The organism is Planotetraspora silvatica, assembly GCF_016863315.1.
GTDB lineage: Bacteria > Actinomycetota > Actinomycetes > Streptosporangiales > Streptosporangiaceae > Planotetraspora > Planotetraspora silvatica.
This window is the reverse complement of record NZ_BOOQ01000002.1, coordinates 1-22,656: the sequence shown is the minus strand read 5'-3', so window position 1 is coordinate 22,656 and position 22,656 is coordinate 1. Positions and strand designations below refer to the sequence as shown.

Genomic DNA, 22,656 nt, shown 5'->3' with positions numbered 1-22,656 from the left:
AGGAAACCGTGCCCGGTTCAAGGCGAGGCTGGAAGCTGATCGCCGGAATGCTCGCCGTCGTGGTGCCCGCCGCGTTGCTCAGCCCGGTCACCGCCGAGGCCGCCGCCGACCCGGGGTGGCATCAGGCCCAGGAGCAACATCCCGTTCCCGGCCACGCCGTCAAGGCACGGGGGCCCGTGACGGACCCGGGGGCGGCGTACGACCTGAAGGGCGCGCCACCGGTGACCTGGCCGGCGGCCGGCGCCGCGGTGGTGAACCTGCCCCAGCCCGATCCCACCTCGCCCTCCGTCGTGACTCCGACGGCGGATGGCGCGACCCCGGCCGGGCCGCCGGCTGCGAAGCAGGACGCGCGGCCGCCGGCGGCTGGGGCGGGCGGCGGCACGAAGGTCAAGGCCGGGGGGCTGCCGGTATGGCTGGGCCAGGCGACGCCGGCCGCGCGGGGGAGCGACGAGGCTCCGGCCGGGCGGCGGGGACCGGCCGGCGCCACGTCTCCCACCGCCGTTCCCGCCGCGCCGCCGCCCATCGAGGTGCGGACGCTGGACGCGCGAACGGCGGCGAGGTCGCGGATCGACGGTCTCGGCATCCGGCTGACGCCCCAGGCCAGGCCGGCCACCGCGGCGCGTATGGCGGTCGAGGTCGACTATTCGGGGTTCCGGTACGCCTACGGCGGCGACTGGGGCTCCCGGCTCCGGCTGGTCAAACTGCCCGAATGCGCGGCGATCACCCCCGACCGGCCCGAATGCCAGACCCGCACGCCGCTGGCGACCCGCAACGACACCAGGACCGGCCGTCTGGACGCCGACGTGGACGTCGCCTCGGCGGCCCCGATGACACTTGCCGCCGAGGCCGCGCCGTCCGGTTCGGCGGGCTCCTACGAGGCGACCGCCCTGTCGGCGTCGGCGACGTGGGGCGTCAGCGAGCAGAGCGGCGCCTTCTCCTGGTCCTATCCGCTGCGCATGCCGCCCACCCCGGGCGGGCCGGCGCCCTCCATCGACCTCGCGTACTCCTCCGGAAGCGTCGACGGCCGCACCGTGGCCACCAACAACCAGGCCTCGTGGATCGGCGAGGGTTTCGACTACTGGCCCGGCTTCATCGAGCGCAAGTACAAGCAGTGCGCCGACGACGGCGTCACGCCCAAGCGGTCCGACCAGTGCTGGGGCAACGACAACGCCACCCTGTCCCTGAACGGCCAGGCGACCGAGCTGGTCCGCGACGACGCGACCGGCACGTGGCAGCCGCAGGACGACGACGGGTCCAAGGTCGAGAAGCTGAAGGACGCCGACAACGGCGCCAACGGGGGCGAGCACTGGCGGGTCACCACCCCCGACGGCACCCAGTACTACTTCGGGCTGAACCATCTGCCGGGCTGGACGAGCGGCAAGCCGGAGACCCAGTCGACCTGGACGGTGCCGGTGTTCGGCGACGACGACGGGGAGCCGTGTCACAAGGCCGCCTTCTCCGACTCCTGGTGCCAACAGGCGTGGCGGTGGAACCTCGACTACGTCGTGGACCCGCACGGCACCGTCAGCACCTTCTGGTACGCCCCGGAGACCAACTACTACCGGCGCGACGTCACCACGCTGACCGACGGGCAGCCCAACGGCACGCCGACCGTCTACACCCGTGGCGGCTACCTCAAGCGCATCGACTACGGGCAGCGGTCCGACGCCGTGTTCTCCTCCTCGGCCCCCGACCGTGTGGTCTTCGACGCCAAGGAGCGGTGTATCCCGACCTCGAGCTTCGACTGCGCGGCCGACAAGCTCACCAAGGACAACGCCAAGTACTGGCCGGACGTGCCGTACGACCAGAACTGCGACTCCGGCGACAAGTGTCTCGACAGGTACTCGCCGACGTTCTGGACCCGCAAGCGCCTGGCCGGCGTCACCACCCAGGTGCTGACCTCCGGCACCACCTACAAGGACGTGGACACCTGGACGCTGAACCAGGAGATGCGCGCCCCCGGTGACGGTACGGCCGCGACGCTCTGGCTGGCGGGGATCGACCATTCCGGCAAGGTCGGCGGGACGGCGTCGGTGCCGCAGGTGAGGTTCGCCGGGGTGCAGATGCCCAACCGGGTCGACGCGATCGAGGGGCGGCCGCCCCTCACCAAGTGGCGGATCTCCGCGATCGACAACGAGACCGGCGGCGCTCTGTCGGTCACCTACTCCGACCCCGACTGCGTGGCCGGCGACACGCCCGCCCCCGACTCGAACACGCGGCGGTGCTATCCGCAGTACTGGTCCCCGGAGGGCGCGATCACGCCCAAGCTGGACTGGTTCCACAAGTACGTGGTCACCCAGGTGCAGCAGATCGACCGTACGGGCGGCGCGCCGGACGTGCTGGACACCTACGAGTACCTCGGCGGCGGCGCCTGGCATCACGATGACGACGACGGGCTGACCAAGGAGAAGTACAAGACCTGGTCGCAGTGGCGCGGCTACGGCAAGGTGCGGGTGATCCGCGGAGCCCCCGGCGAGACTCGGTCGCAGGCCGAGTTCACCTACTTCCGCGGCATGGACGGCGACGAACTGTCCGGAGGCGGCACCAGAGATGTGAAGGTCGCCGACTCCGAAGGCGCCGCCATCGACGACGCCGAGGCGCTCCAGGGGCGCGTCCTCGAGGAGATCCACTACGACGGCCCCGGCGGACCGGCGATGACCGGCACGATCAGCGGCTACTGGGTCAAGCAGACGGCCAAGCGGGTGCGCTCCTGGGGCACCACCACGGCGAACATGGTGCGCGGCGACGAGGAGCACGCGCGCACCGCCCTGTCCTCCGGAGGCTGGCGGCGCACCGAGGTCGACACCGGCTACAACGGCGACGGGCTGGCGACGCAGGTCAGCGACCTGGGTGACGTGGCCGTACCCGATGACGACCAGTGTGTGCGCACCACGTACGCGCGGGACTCCGCCAGATGGATGGTCTCCTACGCCACCCGCGTGGAGACGGTGACCAAGGCCTGCACGGATACCCCCAACCGCCCGGCGGACGTGGTCTCCGACGTGCGCAGGTACTACGACGGCAAGGCGTTCGGCGTCGCGCCCACCAAGGGCGACGTGACCAAGACCGAGAAGCTCGGCTCATGGAACGGCGGCCCGGTGTACGCCACCGCCGGGAGCACCACCTTCGACGTGTACGGCCGGCCGCTGGTGGTCACCGACGCCACCGGCGCCACGACGAGGACGTCCTACACCCCGGCCACCGGCCTGGCGACGTCCAAGCAGGAGACCAACGCGCTCGGCTTCGCCAGCACGACCCAGATCGAGCCGGCCTGGGGTCTGGCCACCGCGACGACCGACCCCAACGGCAAGCGCGCGGAGATGGCCTACGATCCCCTCGGCCGGTTGACCGGCGTCTGGATGCCCGGTCACGCCAAGTCGGCGTACCCCTCGGTCCCGAACATGAAGTTCGACTACCTGATCCGCACCGACGGACCGACCGCCGTCTCCACCTCGACGTTGCGCAACGACGGCGCCGGCTACACCACGGGATACGCGCTGTACGACGGCCTGCTCCGGCAGCGCCAGACCCAGCAGCCCGCGCCCGGCGGCGGACGGGTGGTCGACGGAACCTTCTACGACACCCGCGGCCTGGTGGCCAAGACCGACCAGGCCTACTACACCGAGGGAACGCCGGGCACCACGCTGTCGACTCCGGAGAGCGACGACGACGTGCCCGGCCAGACCGTCACGGTCTACAACGGCATGGAGTGGCCCACGGCGGAGGTCTTCCGCAAGCGCGGCAGCGAGCAGTGGCGCACCACCACGACCTACGGCGGAGACCGGACCAGCGTCGACCCGCCGCCCGGCTCGACCCCCGTCACCGAGATCGTCAACGCGCAGGGGGAGACCACCGAGGTCCGGCAGTACAAGGGCGACGGCCCGTCCGGCGACTACGACGCCACCAAGTACACCTACACGCGCACCGGGCAGCCCGCCACGGTCACCGACACCGCGGGCAGCGTATGGACCTACCACTACGACCTGCGCGGCCGGATGAACCAGGTCGACGACCCCGACAAGGGCACCTCGACGCTGACGTACGACGACACGACCGACCGGCTCCAGACGGTGACCGACGCCCGCGGGCAGAGCCTGTACGTCACCTACGACACCCTCGGCCGCAAGACCGCCGAGTACGCGGGAACCTCCACGAGCGGCACCAAGCTCGCGGAGTGGACCTTCGACACGCTGGCCGACGGAACCGCCGTCAAGGGTCAGCCGGTCTCCTCCACCCGGTACGTCAAGAACTCCGCCACGGGAGCGCTGGACGCCTACGTCAGCTCCGTCACCGCCTACGACGACGCCTACCGGCCGACCAAGACCCAGACGGTCATCCCGGCCTCCGAGGGGGCGCTGCAAGGCACGTACAAGACGAGCACCGACTACAACCCCGACGGCACCGTCCGCCGCACGGTCCTGCCCGGCGCGGGTGGCCTGCTCGGCGAGACGATGTTGTACGGCTACGACGAACTGGGCGACCCGACCACCACACGCGGCCTGACCGACTACGTCACCTCGACGACGTACTCCAAGCTCGGCCAGGTCCTCGACATGACGATGTCGACGGGCGGCAAGCGGGTCAAGGAGACCAACTTCTACGAGGAGGGCACCAACCGGCTCACCCGTTCCCTGTACGAACGGGAGACCGCCCCGATCTCGGTGGCCGACGCCAACTACACCTACGACGACTCCGGCAACATCACCAAGATCGCCGACACTCCCTCAGGCCAGTCGCCGGACGTCCAGTGCTTCCAGCAGGACTACCTCCAGCGCCTCACCGAGGCCTGGACCACCACCGGCGGGTGCGACGCCCCCTCCCAGGCGGCCGTCGGCGGCCCCGCGCCGTACTGGCAGTCCTTCTCCTACGACACCGTGGGCAACCGGACCAAGGAGGTCGACCACGACCCGGCCGGTGACACCGCCAAGACCTTCACCTACGCGGGCGCCGGCAAGCCCCAGCCGCACACGCTGACGTCGGTCTCCTTCAAGGGCGGCGCCCGCGACGGGCAGACCGACACCTACGACTACGACGCCGCGGGCAACACGACCGAGCGTGGCGCCGGCCGGACCCTGGACTGGGACGTGGAGGGCCACCTCGCCCAATCCACCGACCCCTCAGGCGTCAGCACGTACGTCTACGACGCCGGAGGCGACCGGCTCATCCGCCGCGACCCCACCTCCACCACCCTGTACGTCGCGGGGATGGAGATCCGGCTCGACAAGAGCGGCGCGAAGACCGCGACCCGCTACTACTCCCACGCCGGGCAGACCATCGCCGCGCGCACCGCCAAGGGCCTGACCTGGCTCGGCGCCGACTCGCACGGCAGCGCCGACACCTCGGTCGACGACACCGCCGCTCAGGCGGCCACCCGGCGCCGGTTCACCCCCTTCGGGCAGTTACGCGGCCCCGCGCCGGCGTCCTGGCCGGGGGAGCGAGGCTTCGTCGGCGGCACCATCGACCAGAGCACCGAGCTGACTCATCTGGGCGCTCGCGAGTACGACGCCGAGACCGGCCGGTTCATCTCCGTCGACCCGGTCTTCGACACCTCCGATCCGCAGAGCTGGAACGGCTACGCCTACGCCGACAACAGCCCGGTCGTGAAGTCCGACCCCTCCGGGATGCGGCCGGAGGACGGCCCGTTCTGCACGGCCTACCACTGCGACTACGACAATGAGAACTTCGGTGGTGGCGGCGGCAAAAAGCACACGCCGCACCCCGACTACAACCCCCCGGCGCCGTACAACCCGCCGCACTGCGGCCGGTGGGACTTCGGTTGCAAGGCCCACACCTTCTGGAACCAGCACAAGGCGACCATCGTCAGCGTCACCGTCTCGATCGTCGTCACGATCGGCTGCGAGGCGGCCACCGGCGGGGCGGGCAGCATCGGCTGCGCGGCGGCCGGCGGAGCCGCCGGCAACCTCGCCGGCTACCTGGTCTCCACGCCACGGGACGAGTGGAGCGCCGGCGGCGCGTTCAAGGCGGCCGCGGTCGGAGCCGTCATCGGAGCGGCGGGCGGAGCCGCCGGCAAGGCCGTCGCCGCCGCCATGGGCAAGCTGGCCACGACCGCGGCGGGCAGAGTCGTCAGCGGAGCCGTCAGCAAGGCCGCCGGCAAGGTCAGAGCGGCGGTCGGGCGCGCCGGCGGGGCCGCCGAGGACGCCGCGGCGGGCGCTGAAGCGGCGGAGGGGGCGGCGGCCAAGGGCGCCGGGGGAGGCCCGCGCGCGGGCTCGAGCAAGTCCGGCTGCAACAGCTTCGTCGCCGGCACCCTGGTGAAGCTGGCCGACGGCACGACCAAGGCGATCGAGAAGGTCAGGCCCGGCGACAAGGTCCTGGCGACGGATCCGGCGACGGGCAAGACCGTGGCCAAGGTCGTCCTCGCGGCCTACTCCGGTGTCGGCTACGTCGGCCTGGTCCAGGTCACCGTCGACACCGACGGCGCCAAGGGCGACGCCACCGGCGTCATCCTCGCGACCGAGCACCACCTGTTCTGGGATGCCGAGGATCAGACCTGGGTCCGGGCCGACGAGCTGACCTCCGCCGACACCGTCCGGACTCCCGACGGCAGAACCCTTCATGTCGTCTCCGCGGCCGTTGCCCAGGGCCACCCCCTGGTCCACGACCTCACCGTCAAGGATTTCCACTCCTTCTACGTCCTCGCCGGCACGACCCCGGTCCTGGTCCACAACTGCGGGGTCGCGTTGGGATACCAGAATCAGGGGCTCCGGCAGTTCGCGGAAAATAGAGGTCTCAAGCACTTCCTGAATCTTGGCGTGGACGAGTGGCGGGCGCCCGTGCAAAAGGCGATCGGCGACGGCAGCATCGATCTGCACGTCTCTACGAAGGGCTTCTCGGGTGGCTTCAAGGACATGGCCATGAGAGGGCTCGGGCGGGTGAAGGACGTGAACCCCCTGGCGACCGAAGAGGAAATGGGATGGATCTCAAGAGCCGTCGCCAACGGACGCCGGCCATGGAGTTCCGTCAAGTTCTACGATGACGCCGGTGATCTCCTGAGTGTCGCGGAGCCGGACTGGACGTCATTCGGGGGCGCATTGAGAGATTTCCATTTCTGAGCGGTCTCTTCCGAACAGCCGAAAGGCACGCCCGGCTCCCGACGGTCTTCGCAGAAGGCCGGGCGTGCCTCACGAGATAGCATCCATCCCCGAGGGGAACCGTTCTGAGGTGGTGTTTCCTGTGACAACGGATGGAAGCGGGCACGCCGCCCCGCAGGTGTCGGAGGTCCTCGACGCCGGTCTCTACCCGGACCTCGTCGAGTCAGGCGGCCTCGCCCCCGCTTTGCGCGCCGGCGCGGCGGACGCTCACGTCGACCTGGGGGAGATAGAGACCGAGCCGCTCACCGGCCGGTTCAACAGCGCCGCGATCGGTTCCGACCGCGGCACGATCAGAATCCTTCTCGGCGCCGAGGTGCGCAAGTTCTCCATCAGCATCGGCGGCGACGTGCATTTGTGGGCGAGCGGTGGGACCGCCGAACTCGATGCCGTCGTCTCGATGGCGGAGGCGTGGCGCCGCGGCCTCACCCTGGACGAGTTGGTGACCCGCTTTCCGTTCATGTCTACGAGCGCCCTGGCGCGAGGATACGAGCGCGGAGACCCGGTCGGGGTTCAATGGAGCCTCCTCCTCGGAGACGACGGGCTCGCCGAGGTTATGGATCTACTCAGAGCCGTCCATTCGAATGATCGGCTGCGGAAGCTGATGCCGTATGTCAGCCATGGAACCCTGCGTCTCGCGAATGACCCGTGGGACAGGACCATGGGTGAGGTCTGGATATCGCCGTTGCCCCGCGGGACGTACAGAGTCCTGTCCACCGATTCGAGCGAATCGAGGAAGCAGGTGGGGTCACTCGAGGAGGCACTGGAAACGCTTGTCTCGTATCTTCCCTGATGCCGTGGCCCCACCGAGCCGGCGCTGACGAGATCGCCGCGTCGCGACCTGCTGATCTTGCTGTGGGAGGGGCGGATGCCTAGGATCTGAGGCGTTTCACGACTTATCGCCTCATCGCCGGAGGCCGCGTGGAGTACCGGCTCCTCGGTCCTGTCCGGGTCCGTGACGACACGGGCCGGGAGATCCACGTCGTACGTCCCAAGCACCGCCAGGTTCTCGTCGCGCTGCTCGTGGCCGGGGGCAGGGTCGTGCCCGCCGACCGGCTCGTGGAGCACCTGTGGGACGGGACCCCGCCCGCGTCCGCCCGCGGCAACCTCAAGACCTATGTCTCCGACCTGCGCCGGCTGCTGTCCCCCTCCGGCGAGGCCTCGCCCATCGAGACGGCGGGGGACGGCTACCGCCTCGCCGTACGGCCGGGCGAGCTAGACCTGGGCGCCTTCACCGACCTCGCGGCAAGGGGCAGGGCCGCGCTCAAGTCCGGCGAGGGGGCCAGGGCCGAGGCGCTCTTCCAGCGCGCTCTCCTGCTGTGGCGTGACGACCCGTTCCAGGACGTGCCGATGACCCTGGCCCTGGAGCAGGTCGCCACGGAGTTGCGGGAAGAACGGCTGAGTGTGTTCGAGGACTGGGCCGAGGCGCGGCTCGACCTCGGCATGCACGCCGAGATGATCAGCCCGCTGCGCGCGTGGGTCCGCGACCACCCGCTGCGAGAGCGGCCGTGGGGCGAGTTGATGCTCGCCCTGTCACGTGACGGGAGGCGGGCGGACGCGCTCGCGGCCTTCCAGGAGTTGAGGCGACGCCTGGTCGAGGACCTGGGAGTCGAGCCCGCCCACTCCATTCAGCGGCTCCACCAGCGGATCCTCGCCGCGGATCCCGATCTCATCCTGGCGTCGCCGTACGGACCCTCCGGGTCGGGTCGCGGCGCTCCAGCCACGGACGACGTCCCGGCGGGCACCGATGACGGAAGCCGCACCGGCGGACCCGCGGCCGGGCGGGATGACGCCGCGAGTCCGCCCCCGGCGGTGCCGAGGCAGCTCCCCTCCGACGTGCCCCACTTCGTCGGCCGGGAACAGGAGCTCACCCGGCTGACCTCGTGGCTGGCCCCGCCGGACGGGTCGGCGCCCGCGCCCGTGGTGGCCATCTGCGGTCCCCCTGGAACGGGCAAGTCGGCTCTGGCGCTGCGCGCTGCGCGCCGGGCCATGTCGCTCTTCCCCGACGGGCAGGTGTACGTCAACCTCCGCGGCGCCATGCCCGGAGTGCGGCGACTCGACACGGAGGAACTGATCGGCCGGCTCCTGCGGACGTTCGGCATGCCGGAGGCGAACCTCCCCCCGGACGCCGACGAGGCCGCGTCGGCCCTGCGCACGATGCTTCACGACAAGCGGGTCCTGCTCCTCCTGGACGACGCCTTCTCGATCTCGCAGGTCGAGCCCCTGCTGCCGATGACCGCGGGGTCCACCATCCTGCTGACGTCTCGCGAGAGCCTGGCGCGCGCCGCTCCCGGTTCGCACGTCAACCTCGGGCCCCTGCCGCGGGACGAGGCCGTCATGATGCTCGTACGGCGGTTCCGGTCCGGCGGCGTCGAGCACTCCGAGAAGGCCGTCGAGCGCCTGGCCGTCCTCTGTGACGGATTCCCCCTGGCCCTGCACGTCGCCGGTGCGCGGCTTGCCGGGAGGGCCGGTTGGTCGGCCGACATGCTCATCGAACGTCTGGAGGACGAGAGCAGGCGGCTGGACGAGCTGCGAAGCGGCGAGGCCGGCGTCCGCGGCAGCATCGCCGTCAGCTACACGGCGCTGGCCGCCAGTGGGCAGGCCGTTGAGCGCGAGGCCGCGCGGGCGTTCCGCCTGATCGGGCTGCTGCGGGTGCCGGACGTGGGTCTGGAGGTGGTGGCCGCGCTGCTCGACACGCAGCCCCGGATCGCCGAAGAGATCATCGAGAGGCTGTTCGACGCCCGGCTGGTCGATGGACCGGTACCCGACCGCTACACCATGCACGACCTGATCCGGCTGTTCGCGCAGGAGCGGGCACTGGAGATCGAGCCGGCGGAGCGGATCGCGGCGCTACGCCGTGTGCTCGGCTTCCACCTCGCCACCACGGGAGCGGCCGTGCGCCTGGTGGAGCCCCATCGAGAGCACGCCGCCATGCCCGCCGTGCCACAGGCGCCGCTGGCTCTACGCGGCCGGGAGGACGCCGAGCGCTGGCTGGACCGGGAGCTGCCCAACCTCCTGTCGATCGCCGAGCAGGCCTGGGATGCCGACGAGGGCACCGCCCGCCTCGCGCTCGCGATCGCGCTCAACCTGAGATGGCACCCCGCCGCGCACAGATACCGCAACGACATGCGCGCGCTCGGCGCCGCCTCGGTGGAGACCGCCCGCCGTCTCGGGGACCGCGTGAGTGAGTCGCAGGCCCTGTCCATGCTCTCGATGGCCTACCGCGCACTCAACGACGACGCGGCGGAGCTGGACTGCCTCAAGGCGGAGCTCGAGCTGTGCCGGGAACTGGGCGACGGCTTCGGCGAGATGCGGGCGCTCGGTAACCTCGCCAGCGCACATCTCCTCCTGGAGCGTCATGACGAGGCGTTGCGGTTCGCCGAGCAGCAGCTCGTCATCAGTAGACGCGTCGGCTCCGTGGCGGGCGAGCGGTACGCGCTGATCATGGCGGGTGAGGCGCACACGTCGCTCGGGACCCTGGCTGAGGCCGTCGCGGTCCTGCGGGAGGCGCTGGAGCTGTCACGCGAGACCGGAGACCTCATGCACGAGGCGATGACGCTGAGGCGGCTGGGGGAGGCGGACCTCGCCCGCGGGGACGCCGCCGCGGCGCGCGGGCGGCTCAGAGACGCCGTGACCAGGTTCGGCGAGTGCGCGCAGAGTCTCGAGTTGTCGGAGACCCTGGTCGCCCTGGCCAGGTCGTCGCGGCTGCTGGGCGACGTGGACGAGGCGTCGGAGCAGATCGCCCACGCCGTGCGGATCGCCAGGGACACCGGCGACCGGAACGACGAACGGCGCGCGCTGGAGGAACAGGCGAGGATCCTGGGCCGAGGCTGACCGAACCGGCTGTGTCAGCTTCTCCGACATCTTGGTGTGCATTCGAGATCTTCTGGTCAGATAATGCGATTTATCTTGATCCAATCTCGACAGGAGGCGCTGTGCGCAGATACCTGAGGCACTTCGTGGTGGCCGCCCTCATCGGCGCCGGTGTGATCGCCGGGGTCGTGGCAGCGGGGCCCACACCTCACGACGAGGCCGCGCAAAGTCCGTACATCAGCTGCTGCTGACGGCGCACCCGCCGCCGGGGCGATCATCGCGGCCCGGTCGCTCCGGCGATCAGGGCGGGGGTCAGCAGGGTCCGGCCCCGGCGATGGTCGGCCGGGTCGCCGGCGGGCCCGGCCAGGCGGGAGCCGTACGAGCCTCGAAGACCTGCGGTTCCTCCGGGAGGACCGGCAGGAGGGGGCTGTGCCACCCCCGCTCGGGGGAGTGCCGACGGACGATCTTGGCGGGGACGCCCGCGATCACGGAGTGGTCGGGGAACTCGCCGCGGACGACGGCGCCGGCCGCGACGACCGACTGGCGGCCGATGCGCGTGCCCGGCAGGATGATCGCCCCCGTCCCCAGCCACGAGCCCGAGCCGATCGAGACGGGATTGTTGCGCGGCCACTGCCGCCCGATGGGCGTCTCGGGATCGTCGTAGACGTGGTTCTGGTCGGTGATGTAGACGTACGGGCCGGTGAACACGTCGTCGCCGACGTCGATCGACTGGTGCCCGACGATGTGGCTGCCCCTGCCGATGGAGCAGGCGCGGCCGATACGCACGATCGAGTCGGGCCCGAGGTCCACGCCGGGGCCCATTCCGGCGGAGATCGACACCCTTTCCCCGATCAGTGTGTGGTCCCCGATCTCGATCCAGGCCTCACCGAAGATCGCGCCGAGCGGGAACGACACGCACGCTCCCTCGCCGAGATGACGGAACCGGTAACCCCCTGTGGAGCCGGGGCTGAGAGCGGCCGCCTCCCGCAGGTAGGCCCATGTCCGGTGGGCCAATCGGCCCACGGCGCGCTTCACGATCGACATAACGGGACAAGGTACCTCCTGGTCGCGCCCTTGACCATGGTGGGTTCGCGCACGTAGGGGCACCAATCATGCCAAGCGTTTGATAATCTGAGAGCCCGTGGCATGGCGGTCGCCGATTTGGCGGCCGAGCAAAGTCAACGACCACGGGAGCCCTTCTTGCGCAGCGACGCCCACTCCAGGCCAACACTGACCAAGCATCTGTTCGTCACCGGCGGCGTCGCCTCCAGTCTCGGCAAGGGGCTCACCGCCTCCAGCCTTGGCCGCCTTCTCAAACTGCGGGGCCTTCGGGTCACCATGCAGAAGCTCGACCCCTACCTCAACGTGGATCCCGGAACGATGAACCCGTTCCAGCACGGCGAGGTGTTCGTCACCGACGACGGCGCGGAGACCGACCTCGACGTCGGCCACTACGAGCGTTTCCTCGACACCGAACTGCACGGCTCGGCCAACGTGACGACCGGCCAGGTCTACTCGAACGTGATCGCCAAGGAGCGCCGCGGCGAGTATCTCGGCGACACCGTCCAGGTCATCCCGCACATCACCAATGAGATCAAGGATCGCATCCGGAGCATGGCCGGGCCGGACGTCGACGTGGTCATCACCGAGGTCGGCGGGACCGTCGGCGACATCGAGTCGCTGCCCTTCCTGGAGGCCGTCCGCCAGGTGCGTCACGAGGTCGGCCGCGACAACGTCTTCTTCCTCCACGTGTCGCTCCTGCCGTACATCGGACCGAGCGGCGAGCTGAAGACCAAGCCGACGCAGCACTCGGTGGCCGCGCTGCGCAGCATCGGCATCCAGCCCGACGCCATCGTCTGCCGGTCCGACCGGCCCATCACGACCTCGCTCAAGCGCAAGATCAGCCTGATGTGCGACGTGGACGAGGACGCCGTGGTGTCCGCCGTGGACGCGGCCTCGATCTACGACATCCCGAAGGTCCTGCACACGGAGGGTCTCGACGCGTACGTCGTCAGGCGGCTCGGCCTGCCCTTCCGCGACGTGGACTGGAAGGAGTGGGACCAGCTCCTGCACCGGGTGCACCGGCCGGCGACGGAGGTCACGATCGCGCTGGTCGGCAAGTACATCGACCTGCCCGACGCGTACCTGTCCGTCACCGAGGCGCTGCGCGCGGGCGGCTTCGCCAACGACGCCCGGGTCAACATCCGCTGGGTCAAGAGCGACGACTGCGAGACCCCCGAGGGGGCCGCCCGTGAGCTCGACGGCGTGGACGGCGTGCTCATCCCCGGCGGCTTCGGCGTGCGCGGCATCGAGGGCAAGGTCGGCGCGGTGCGCCACGCGCGCGAGCAGAAGATCCCGCTGCTCGGCATCTGCCTCGGCATGCAGTGCATGGTCATCGAGGCGGCCCGCAACCTCGCGGGCATCGCGGACGCGGGGAGCACCGAGTTCGACCCCGACACGGCCGACGCGGTGATCTCGACGATGGCCGACCAGGAGGACGTCGTCTCCGGCGACCGCGACATGGGCGGCACCATGCGGCTCGGCCTCTACCCGGCCGCGCTCACCGAGGGCTCCCTCGCCCGCCAGCTGTACGGCAAGCCCAGGGTGGAGGAGCGGCACCGCCACCGCTACGAGGTGAACAACTCCTTCCGTGACCGGCTGGAGAAGATCGGTATGGTGTTCTCCGGGCTGTCGCCCGACGGCCGGTTGGTGGAATACGCCGAGATGGCGGCCGACCAGCACCCCTTCTTCATCGGCACCCAGGCCCATCCCGAGTTCCGCTCGCGGCCGACCCGGGCCCACCCGCTGTTCAAGGGACTGGTTCAGGCGGCCCGGGTGTACGCCGACGTCCGTGAGACCGTTGCGAAGGCAGGCCGCAGCAAGTGAACGTGGAAGACTCCGCGGAGTCCTGGGAGATCACCGGCTCGCAGGAGCACTTCTCCGGGCGGGTGATCTCCGTGCGCACCGACGCGGTGCGGATGTCCGACGGTTCGGTGGCCAAGCGCGACTACGTCGTCCACCCGGGGGCGGTCGCCGTGCTCGCCCTGGACGACGACGACCGCGTGCTGCTGATCCGCCAGTACCGGCACCCGACGCGCCGCCTGCTGTGGGAGCTCCCCGCGGGCATCCGCGACGTGCCGGGCGAGCCGCTCGTGGACTGTGCCGCGCGCGAACTGGCCGAGGAGGCCGCCTATCGGGCGGGCACCTGGCACACGCTGGTGGACCTGTACACCTCGCCGGGGATGAGCGACGAACGCATCCGGGTCTTCCTCGCACGTGACGTCACGCCGCTGTCCGACGAGGAGAACAAGTTCGTCCGGGAGGACGAGGAGATCGACATGCCGGCGATCTGGATCCCCTTGGGGGCCGCGGTGGAGAAAGCCCTGTCGGGGATGATCCACAATTCTCCGGCCGTCGCCGGTATTCTCGCCGCGTACGCCGCTTCCGCCGACGGTTTCAAGGGCCTTCGTCCCGCCGACGCTCCGGAGGCATGAGTCCGTAGGGGGACGTCCTGAGCGAGCCGGAGGCGGTGCTGTCCAGCTACCTCGCGCACCTGGCGGTGGAGCGGGGTCTGGCTGCCAACACGCTCGCTTCCTACCGCCGTGACCTGCGCCGCTACCTCGATCATCTCGCGGCGCAGGGGGTCGGGTCCTTCTCTCAGATCACCGAGTCCGACGTGGTCGCCTTCCTCGCCTCGCTGCGGGAGGGCGACGCGGAGCACCCCGCCCTGGTCGCCAGTTCGGCGGCCCGGGCGGTCTCGGCGGTGCGCGGCCTGCACCGCTTCGCGGTCCGTGAGGGCGTGACCGGTCACGACCCCGCGCACGAGGTCCGGCCGCCGCGGCAGCTGCGCAGGCTGCCGAAGGCGATCACGGTGGCGGACGTGGAGCTGCTCATCGCGGCCTCGGGCCCGGAGGACGCGCCGCTGACCCTGCGCAACCGCGCGCTCCTGGAGGTCCTGTACGGCACGGGCGCGCGGATCTCCGAGGCGGTCGGGCTGGCCGTCGACGACGTCTCCCCGCGCGAGGAGCCCGATCACGACCAGGTGCGGCTGCGCGGCAAGGGCGGCAGATCGAGGATCGTCCCGCTGGGCCGGTTCGCCCGGGGGGCCCTGGACGCCTACATGGTCCGGGCGAGGCCCCAGATCGCCGCTCACGGCCGGGGGACGCCCGCGCTGTTCCTCAACGCCCGGGGGGGCAGGCTGACCCGTCAGGGCGCCTGGGAGGTCCTCCAGGCGGCGGCGGAGCGGGCGGGCCTTTCTGGTGTTTCTCCGCATATGTTGCGGCATTCATTCGCAACCCACCTCCTTGACGGAGGCGCCGACGTTAGGGTTGTCCAAGAGTTGCTGGGCCACGCGTCGGTCACCACGACGCAGGTGTACACACTTGTGACGGTCGACAGGCTCCGCGAGGTCTACGCCGCCGCCCATCCCCGGGCGCGGCACTGAACGCATTTGGTTCCGCGCACAATATGGCGTTGAATATCGCGGGCCCCTGGCGCGCCGCCTTGCCGCATGGGGTCCTACGCTCTAAATTCGATCAGGTTCGGTCCATCAGGGAGGTTCGTCAGTTGACTGCGACCACAGATGCGACGTGGACCGCGGGGAATCCCGGCGGTGAGATCGGGCCGACCGGTCGCCCCCGCCCCGTATTCCCGGAGCCGATAGCGCCGGAGACGCACGGTCCCGCGCGGATCGTCGCCATGGTGAACCAGAAGGGCGGCGTCGGCAAGACGACCACCACGATCAACCTGGGCGCCGCGCTGGCCGAGGTGGGCCAGCGGGTGCTGCTCGTGGACTTCGACCCCCAGGGCGCCCTGTCGGTCGGGCTCGGCATCGACCCGCGGCCGCTGGAGTCGACCATGTACGACCTCATCATGGAGGAGCCGGACGTCACGGTCGACGACGTGCTGCTCAAGACCTCCGTCGAGGGCATGGATCTGCTGCCGAGCAACATCTTCCTGTCCGGCGCGGAGATCAGGCTCGTGAACGAGGTGGCGCGCGAGTACGCGCTGCAGCGGTCGCTCGAGCCGCTCCTGCCGCACTACGACATCATCCTCATCGACTGCCAGCCGTCCCTTGGCCTGCTCACCGTGAACGCGCTGACCTGCGCGGACAGCGTGATGATCCCGCTGGAGTGCGAGTTCTTCGCGCTGCGCGGCGTCGCGTTGCTGATGGAGTCGATCGGCAAGGTGCAGGAGCGTCTGAACAAGGACCTCGAGATCGACGGCCTGCTGGCGACGATGTACGACCCGCGGACGCTGCACGCGCGGGAAGTGCTGCAGACGATCATGCAGGGCTTCGGCGACAAGGTCTTCCACACCGTCATCAACCGGACGGTGCGGTTCCCCGACGCCACCCTGGCCGGCGAGCCCATCACCCAGTTCGACCCGGGTTCCATGGGTGCCACCGCCTACCGCGAGCTGGCTCGTGAGCTGCTCGTCCGGTGGCCTTCGCGGGTCTGACGTCACGCCCGGTTCCGAGCCCCCGCATCGGGACCGTACGCGTGTCGGGTCCTGCCTGGCTCGGCCGGCCCTGCCCGGGCCGAGGCGCCCCATGAGCGGAGCACCTCTGCCCGGCGCTCCGCGGGCTACGTCACCGAATGCCGGGCACGGCCGTACGGAGCGGTTCGCTCAGGAGCGCATGCCGCCATGGCGGCCCGGTCCTCCTGAGCGGCTTGATCAGGACTGCGTGCCGCCGGGGCCGTCGAACAGCGCGCTGTAGTTGCCCACCAGCATGGCGCTGCCCTTCACCGCAGCGGTCACGTCGGGTCCGGCCAGCTTCGCGACGCCGTCCTCGCCGGGAATCCAGCTGGCACCCTTCTCCGGGCCGAGCGGCACGACGATGATGGGCGGGAGCGGTTGCCACGTGCCGAGCTCACCCTCGCCGGTGATCAGCGTCCGGAGGTTCGCCGCGAGCAGCTGCGCCTGGTAGGTCGCGCCACCGGCCGTGTTGCGGTCGGCGTCGGTGATGTCGCCGAGTGCGTAAACGCGGTCGTGCCCGATCACCTGCAGGTGCCCGTCGACGCGGAGGTAGCCCCTCTCGTCGCGTGTCTCGGCGAGGGAGCCCGTCAGGTAGCCCGACTCCGGGGTGAGGCCGAAGCAGCGGAACCAGATGTCCGCCGTCAGCTTGTCGCCGTCCTCCGTGGCGATCGTGATCTCGCCGAACGTGGCGGGGGCGGTGTCCGGCAGCTCCCTCAGGCGGCTGCCGAGCTTGACCTCGACGCCGATCTCGTCCAGTTGGCGCCGGAGATCGTCGCGAAGCGACTGGTCGAACGGGCCGGGCAGTACGTCGGATGCGATGTCGACGATCGTCACGTGTTTGTCGGGGAAGAACGCCTTGATCTCACCCGCGAGCTCCAGGCCGGTGGGGCCGGCGCCGACCAGCAGCACCCGCCCGGCGCGCAGGAGTTCCTCGTGCGCTCCCCGGAACCTCGCCTTCGCCGTCTCCGCATCCGGCGCGTCGGTCTTGGCGGGGAAGGGGTAGGACGAGCCGGTCGCCAGGATCAGGTAGTCGGGCTCGAGTTCCTTCCCGGAGGCCAGGGTGACGCGCCGGCCGTCGACGGTCACGGCGCGATCGTGCAGGAACCGCCCGTGGGTCAGCAGGCGGTCGTAGGGCATGAAGATCTGGTCCAGCCAGACGGGCTCGACCAGGGCGCGCCATGCCGCGACGTTGTGGACGAAGATCTCGCTGGCGTCCACGAGGGTCACGTCGGCGACGTCGTCGAGGCCCTTGGCGGCGTTGACCCCGCCGTATCCGCCGCCCACGATGACGACGCTCGGGCGCCCGCCGGTGTTGTCGGTCATTACGGTTGTCCTAACTCGGTATTTACGGGTGACCATGCGAAGACTAGCAGCTAGGAAAGTCGAAGTGGCAAGCAACCGGCTAGGATGGCCTCCGTGACGTCCGAACCCCCCTCACCCGCCGAGGTGGAGTGCTGTGAGCGCGGTGATGCCGCGTTGACGCGAGCCTTCTCGGTTCTGGGGAAGCGCTGGACCGCCGTGGTGCTGGGCTGCCTTCGGCCGGGTCCCGCCGGATTCCGCGAGCTGTCGCGTGCGATCGGGGGAGTGAGCGATTCGGTGCTCTCCGACCGTCTGTCGGAGTTGGCCGAGGAGGGACTCGTCACGCGCACCGTCTGTGAGGGACCGCCCGTCACGGTGTCGTACGAGCTGACCGAGCGGGGCCAGGCGCTGATGCCCGCGCTGGACCAGGTCGCCCGCTGGGCGCGCGAGAACCTTCCCGCCCAAACGGCGTGAGCGACCCGGTTCCTCCGGAGATCGCCGTCCCCGGGTTTCCGCCGGCGTCGTGATTCACCGTCGACCGCGGATTCGCCGTGGAAACGGTGTCGTGAAACGGCGAGTGCCGTGCCGGGCGGCAGCCCGGCACGGCACTCGTTGTCTTTCCGCGAATGTCTTTCCGCGAACTCAGTTGTTCGGCGGTGTGTGATCCACCCACGCCGTGCAGTTCGCCGGGTAGGCCGGAGGCCCGAGAGGCTGTCCTGGCGCGAGAAACCCGCCGAGTGGGAGCGGAATGCCGACGTTACACGCCGTCTGGAAGATCCCGCCCGTCGCTGTCTCCACCGTCACGTGCAGGAACGCGATGCCGACACCGTCGAGGATCACTGTCGTGCCGACCGAGCGCGCGCCCGACGGGGGGTACCCCGGCAGAGTGGAAAGGTCATGCCAGAGCGGATCCGTACGCGGGTCGCGGACGAACGTCCGGCCGTCGTTCTGGACGGACGCGATGAACTTGCTCAGCAGCAGGAATGTCGTGTCGACGCTGGCCGGCGGCGCGAGCGGGCCCTGAGGTCCGGCGACGCCCTGGGGTCCGGCCGGCCCGACAGGTCCTTGAGCGCCCGTCGCTCCGGCGGCTCCGGTCGCACCTGTCGCTCCGGTCGCACCCGCGGGGCCCGCTGGTCCGACAAGCCCTTGAGCGCCTGTCGCGCCGGTGGCGCCGGTCGCACCCGCGGGACCCGCGGCCCCCTGAGGCCCGGCTGGTCCGACGAGGCCCTGGGCGCCCGCGGGTCCGGCGGGGCCTTGGGCACCCGTCGCGCCGATCGCACCCGCTGGTCCGGCGGGTCCCTGAGCGCCTGCAGGGCCTGCCGGTCCTGTGGCGCCCGGTGTGCCCGCGGGCCCCTGGGCGCCTGCCGGTCCGGCGGGGCCCTGAGGTCCGGGAGGGCCGCCGGCAGGACCGGCGGGACCCTGGGGGCCGGTGGCGCCGGTCGCTCCGGGTGTTCCGGCAGGACCCGCCGGGCCGGTGGAGCCGGGCGGGCCGCCAGGACCCTGCGGACCGCCGGGGCCGCGCGGCCCGGGCGGGCCCTGCGGGCCTCTCGCTCCGCCGCCGCCGTCGAAACCGTCGCCGCCCCTGCAGCGCCGTCCGTGGCATCCGTCGTCTTCGTCGTCGAGCATTCGGGTCAGATGCCGTGAACTTTCGGCAATACGAATGACGTTGCGCGCCGCGCGAGGGTTGTCGAAGTCACCTCGTGACTGGAGGGAAGTCGCGCTTTTCGCCCCGATTACGGCACTCGCCGGCGTCTGGCAGGAGAGAGCCAGAATGGCGCCGATTGCCGTCGTCGCGACCCCCAACACCCGGATGCTCCTACCGGAACCAGGAGTGGAAGCGCGCCTGTAACTACTAGAAGTCATCGCATTCCATGTCGTTCGTGATTCGAGAGAATCAAATCCATGAACCGCTACAGCGGCTGCGAACAAGGGGTACCCGGCCATAGTCGCGACAATGCGCCTTCTTCGTTAACAGGGCATAAATGGGTTCGTCAACGATGAGAAATTGTCCAAATTCTTCGAGTTTGCTCGACGCTTTCCGTGGGGAATGGTGCCCTTGATTCCTATACTTGAGTCACAAGCACTAATTCATTACAAGAGGATGTCACTCCTGGTTTGTCGATTAAGGGGGCGTACTACCGATTTACGGCCCGTATAAGTTCGTCAATGCGCCGGATTTGGCGAGTTCTGGTCTTTTTTATCCGGCAACGGGATGTCTGAATAACCCGTATGGAGTTGTTAGTCGGGGAAAGGGGACTTGTTCGGCCGTCGCAGGCCGTGGAGGCGGATTCCCCAGGCCTCCGGCAGCGGTCCCCCGTGTGAGGGACAATGAGAGCGTGATCGAGCAGGAGACCGAGCGGGAGAGCCCGGCGCAGGAAGGCTTCCAGGTGCATCTGGACGTCTTCGAGGGCCCGTTCGACCTGCTGCTCGGCCTGATCTCCAAGCACAAGCTCGACATCACCGAGGTGTCCCTGCACAAGGTCACCGACGAGTTCATCGCGTACATCCGGTCACGGGGCCCGGAGTGGGACCTCGACCAGACCAGCCACTTCCTTCTGGTCGCGGCGACGCTGCTCGACCTGAAGGCGGCCAGGCTCCTGCCCACCGGCGAGGTGGAGGACGAGGAGGACCTCGCCCTCCTCGAGGCCCGTGACCTGCTGTTCGCCCGCCTTCTCCAGTACCGGGCGTACAAGGAGGTCGCCAAGATCTTCTCTGGCCGGATGGCGGAGGAGGCACTGCGTTTCCCGCGTGCCGTGCCCCTGGAGAAACGGTTCGCCGACCTGTTGCCCGAGCTCGTCCTCGGCATCGGGCCCGAGCAGCTGGCGAAGATCGCGGCGAGGGCGTTCACGCCCAAGGAGCCGCCGTCCGTCTCGGTGAGCCACATGTACCAACCGCTCGCCAGCGTGCGCGAGCAGGCCGCTATCCTTGTCGAGCGGCTGAGGCGGGTGAAGAAGGCGACCTTCCGGGCCCTGACGGCCGACTCCGCGGGGACGTGGGAGACCGTCGCCCGCTTCCTGGCCGTCCTGGAGCTCTTCCGGGAGGCCGCGGTCTCCTTCGAGCAACTCGAGCCCCTGGGCGACCTCTACGTGACGTGGACGGGCGCCGACGACGGTGACGTCTCCGTCGGGGACGACTACGACGAGGGCAAGGGCGGCGGCACCGGCGAAGCCGGGGACGACAAGGCCGCCGGCGGGCCGGATGAATGACCCGGGAGGATCGGGCGCACGTGTGGGCTCCGCACCGGCTCCGCGGGACGACGACCACGGCGATCCTCCGGCACGATGAGCACAGGACGCGCCGCATGATGATCAGGGTGAGCCCACGACAGGAACGACGAGGGTGAGCCACGGCAGGATGATCAGGGCCGGCCGCGGCACGATGAACATGAACACGGCGGACCTCCGGAACGACGAACGAGGAGCTATGGAACGCAGCGACGCCCCCGACCCCGTCGGCCGCGAGGCGGACGTGCCGGACGAGCCCGACGGCGCTCCCGGCGCGGTCGGTGACGTCCAGAGCCCGGTGGAGAACGTTCTGGAAGAGCCGGACGAGGCCGCGGCGACGCCCGGGGACGACCAGGACCCCGCCGGCACGGGGCCGAGCCTCGGCGCGGCGCTCGAGTCGATCCTCATGGTGGTCGACGAGCCCGTGGCCGACGTCATGCTCGCCCAGGTCCTGGAGCGTCCGACGAACGAGATCACTGCGGCCCTGCGCGAACTGTCCGCGGAATACACCGCCGCCGGAAGGGGTTTCGACCTCCGGGAAGTGGCGGGCGGCTGGCGCTTCTACACGCGCGCGGAGTGCGCTGCGCTGGTGGAGCGGTTCGTCAGGGACGGCCAGCAGGCCCGGCTGACCCAGGCCGCGCTGGAGACGCTCGCCGTGGTGGCCTACCGGCAACCGGTGAGCCGAGCCAGGGTGGCGGCGGTTCGCGGTGTGAGCAGCGACGGCGTCATGCGGACGCTGCTCGCGCGAGGCCTCGTCGAAGAGGCCGGAGTCGACCCGGAGAGCCAGGCCGTGCTTTACCGGACGACCAGTTACTTCCTGGAGAGACTGGGGCTGAAGGAGCTCGGAGAGCTTCCTGAACTCGCCCCCTTCCTCCCGGACAACGTGGAAACCCTAGAGGAGCAGAAGTGAACAGCAGGCCTACCCCGTCCGGTGATGGACGCGGTCGAAGCCGGAACACCGGTCAGCGCGGAGGATCCGGCGGGTCCGGTCGCGGTGCCGGCGACGCCAGAAGAGGGTCGGGAGACTCGCCCAGAAGCGGATCGGGCGGCGGATTCCGGAGCGGATCTCAGGGTCGCCCCCAGGGCGACAGGCGCGGAGGCTCCCGCTCAGACGCCGGTTCCGGCTACCGCCCGGACGCCGGATCCCGCCGGGACGGAGCCCCCCGCTCCGGCGACTCAGGCGACCGGGGCGGTTCCGGCTCGTACGGCAGGCCTGGCGGGGACCGGGACCGCTTCAGGAGCGGCGACCACGACTCCTTCCGAGCAGACCGCGGCGGTTCTCGCGGCGGGTACGGCCGGCCGGATGACACCCGCTCGGACCGCGGCGAGCGCCGCCAGGACGACCGGGGTGGCCGGAGTGACGACCGCGGTTTCAGCCGTGGGTCTGGGCCGTCCGGTGGTTTCGGCCGGGGGTCTGGCGCGTCCGATCGTGGTTTCGGGCGTGGTCCTGGTGGGTCTGAGCGTGGGCGCGATGACCGTGGCTTCAGCCGCGGGTCTGCCCCCTCCGACCGCGGTTTCAGCCGTGGGTCTGGGCCGTCCGGTGGTTTCGGCCGCGGTTCCGGTGCGTCCGATCGTGGTTTCGGGCGTGGTCCTGGTGGGTCTGAGCGTGGGCGCGATGACCGTGGCTTCAGCCGTGGATCTGCCCCCTCCGACCGCGGTTTCGGTCGTGGGTCTGGCGCGTCTGACCGTGGTTTCGGGCGTGGTCCTGGTGGGTCCGATCGCGGACGCGATGACCG

Annotated in this window: 15 protein-coding genes; 12 read left to right on the top strand and 3 right to left on the bottom strand. The window is 70.2% G+C overall.

The features are described from left to right. The first annotated feature begins 8 nt into the window (after positions 1 to 8). The 4 genes from Psi02_RS00460 to Psi02_RS40600 all read left to right on the top strand — a co-directional run bounded on the left by Psi02_RS00460 (position 9) and on the right by Psi02_RS40600 (position 11,170). Entirely contained in the window at positions 9 to 7,070 is a 7,062-nt protein-coding gene (locus Psi02_RS00460; RefSeq protein ID WP_203970636.1) for a polymorphic toxin-type HINT domain-containing protein, read from the top strand. Between the two features lie 64 nt (positions 7,071 to 7,134). Continuing rightward, complete coding sequence (locus Psi02_RS00455) at positions 7,135 to 7,899, top strand: DUF6193 family natural product biosynthesis protein (RefSeq protein ID WP_203970635.1); 765 nt, start codon at positions 7,135 to 7,137, stop codon at positions 7,897 to 7,899. A 128-nt stretch (positions 7,900 to 8,027) separates the two neighbouring features. Next, positions 8,028 to 10,940 (top strand): AfsR/SARP family transcriptional regulator, encoded by a 2,913-nt coding sequence (locus Psi02_RS00450; protein WP_203970634.1) that lies wholly within the window; start codon positions 8,028 to 8,030, stop codon positions 10,938 to 10,940. A gap of 101 nt (positions 10,941 to 11,041) precedes the next feature. Further along, positions 11,042 to 11,170, top strand: coding sequence for a hypothetical protein (locus tag Psi02_RS40600; protein ID WP_275415115.1), 129 nt, complete (start codon positions 11,042 to 11,044; stop codon positions 11,168 to 11,170). A gap of 61 nt (positions 11,171 to 11,231) precedes the next feature. Here the strand turns inward: Psi02_RS40600 and Psi02_RS00445 are convergent, their stop codons facing one another. Continuing rightward, positions 11,232 to 11,963 (bottom strand): acyltransferase, encoded by a 732-nt coding sequence (locus tag Psi02_RS00445; RefSeq protein WP_203970633.1) that lies wholly within the window; start codon positions 11,961 to 11,963, stop codon positions 11,232 to 11,234. A 102-nt stretch (positions 11,964 to 12,065) separates the two neighbouring features. Between Psi02_RS00445 and pyrG the strand changes: the two genes are divergently transcribed. The 4 genes from pyrG to Psi02_RS00425 all read left to right on the top strand — a co-directional run bounded on the left by pyrG (position 12,066) and on the right by Psi02_RS00425 (position 16,379). Beyond that, positions 12,066 to 13,805, top strand: a complete 1,740-nt coding sequence (pyrG, locus tag Psi02_RS00440) for a CTP synthase (protein ID WP_275409527.1) — start codon at positions 12,066 to 12,068, stop codon at positions 13,803 to 13,805. Between the two features lie 2 nt (positions 13,806 to 13,807). Continuing rightward, a complete protein-coding gene (locus Psi02_RS00435; RefSeq protein WP_239094481.1) occupies positions 13,808 to 14,413 on the top strand; it encodes an NUDIX domain-containing protein in 606 nt (201 codons plus the stop codon). Positions 14,414 to 14,448: 35 nt separating this feature from the next. Further along, positions 14,449 to 15,363, top strand: a complete 915-nt coding sequence (locus tag Psi02_RS00430; RefSeq protein WP_239094480.1) for a site-specific tyrosine recombinase XerD — start codon at positions 14,449 to 14,451, stop codon at positions 15,361 to 15,363. A 122-nt stretch (positions 15,364 to 15,485) separates the two neighbouring features. Continuing rightward, positions 15,486 to 16,379: a ParA family protein gene (locus tag Psi02_RS00425; protein WP_373317230.1), complete on the top strand. Its 894-nt coding sequence runs from the start codon at positions 15,486 to 15,488 to the stop codon at positions 16,377 to 16,379. A 216-nt stretch (positions 16,380 to 16,595) separates the two neighbouring features. Here the strand turns inward: Psi02_RS00425 and Psi02_RS00420 are convergent, their stop codons facing one another. Continuing rightward, the gene (locus Psi02_RS00420) at positions 16,596 to 17,720 is read right to left on the bottom strand and encodes an NAD(P)/FAD-dependent oxidoreductase (protein WP_203970631.1); all 1,125 of its coding nucleotides are present in this window, start codon (positions 17,718 to 17,720) and stop codon (positions 16,596 to 16,598) included. A 93-nt stretch (positions 17,721 to 17,813) separates the two neighbouring features. Here Psi02_RS00420 and Psi02_RS00415 point away from each other — a divergent pair, with 93 nt between their 5' ends. Next, positions 17,814 to 18,170: a winged helix-turn-helix transcriptional regulator gene (locus Psi02_RS00415; protein WP_203970630.1), complete on the top strand. Its 357-nt coding sequence runs from the start codon at positions 17,814 to 17,816 to the stop codon at positions 18,168 to 18,170. 168 nt (positions 18,171 to 18,338) lie between these two features. Here Psi02_RS00415 and Psi02_RS00410 read toward each other — a convergent pair whose 3' ends face one another. Next, complete coding sequence (locus Psi02_RS00410) at positions 18,339 to 19,322, bottom strand: collagen-like domain-containing protein (protein ID WP_203970629.1); 984 nt, start codon at positions 19,320 to 19,322, stop codon at positions 18,339 to 18,341. Between the two features lie 710 nt (positions 19,323 to 20,032). Here Psi02_RS00410 and Psi02_RS00405 point away from each other — a divergent pair. From Psi02_RS00405 to Psi02_RS00395, 3 genes are all read left to right on the top strand, one after another. Further along, positions 20,033 to 20,902: a segregation and condensation protein A gene (locus Psi02_RS00405; RefSeq protein ID WP_203970628.1), complete on the top strand. Its 870-nt coding sequence runs from the start codon at positions 20,033 to 20,035 to the stop codon at positions 20,900 to 20,902. Between the two features lie 217 nt (positions 20,903 to 21,119). Beyond that, positions 21,120 to 21,830, top strand: coding sequence for an SMC-Scp complex subunit ScpB (scpB, locus tag Psi02_RS00400; RefSeq protein ID WP_203970627.1), 711 nt, complete (start codon positions 21,120 to 21,122; stop codon positions 21,828 to 21,830). Between the two features lie 447 nt (positions 21,831 to 22,277). After that, a partial coding sequence (locus Psi02_RS00395; protein WP_203970626.1) for a hypothetical protein occupies positions 22,278 to 22,656 on the top strand: 379 nt, incomplete at its 3' end.

What these genes read in the sequence shown, in the direction of transcription:
- Psi02_RS00445 (WP_203970633.1), bottom strand. Translation starts at nt 11,963, where the DNA reads ATGTCGATCGTGAAGCGCGCCGTGGGCCGATTGGCCCACCGGACATGG.
- pyrG (WP_275409527.1), top strand. Translation starts at nt 12,066, where the DNA reads ATGGCGGTCGCCGATTTGGCGGCCGAGCAAAGTCAACGACCACGGGAG.
- Psi02_RS00420 (WP_203970631.1), bottom strand. Translation starts at nt 17,720, where the DNA reads ATGACCGACAACACCGGCGGGCGCCCGAGCGTCGTCATCGTGGGCGGC.
- scpB (WP_203970627.1), top strand. Translation starts at nt 21,120, where the DNA reads ATGGAACGCAGCGACGCCCCCGACCCCGTCGGCCGCGAGGCGGACGTG.
- Psi02_RS00410 (WP_203970629.1), bottom strand. Translation starts at nt 19,322, where the DNA reads ATGCTCGACGACGAAGACGACGGATGCCACGGACGGCGCTGCAGGGGC.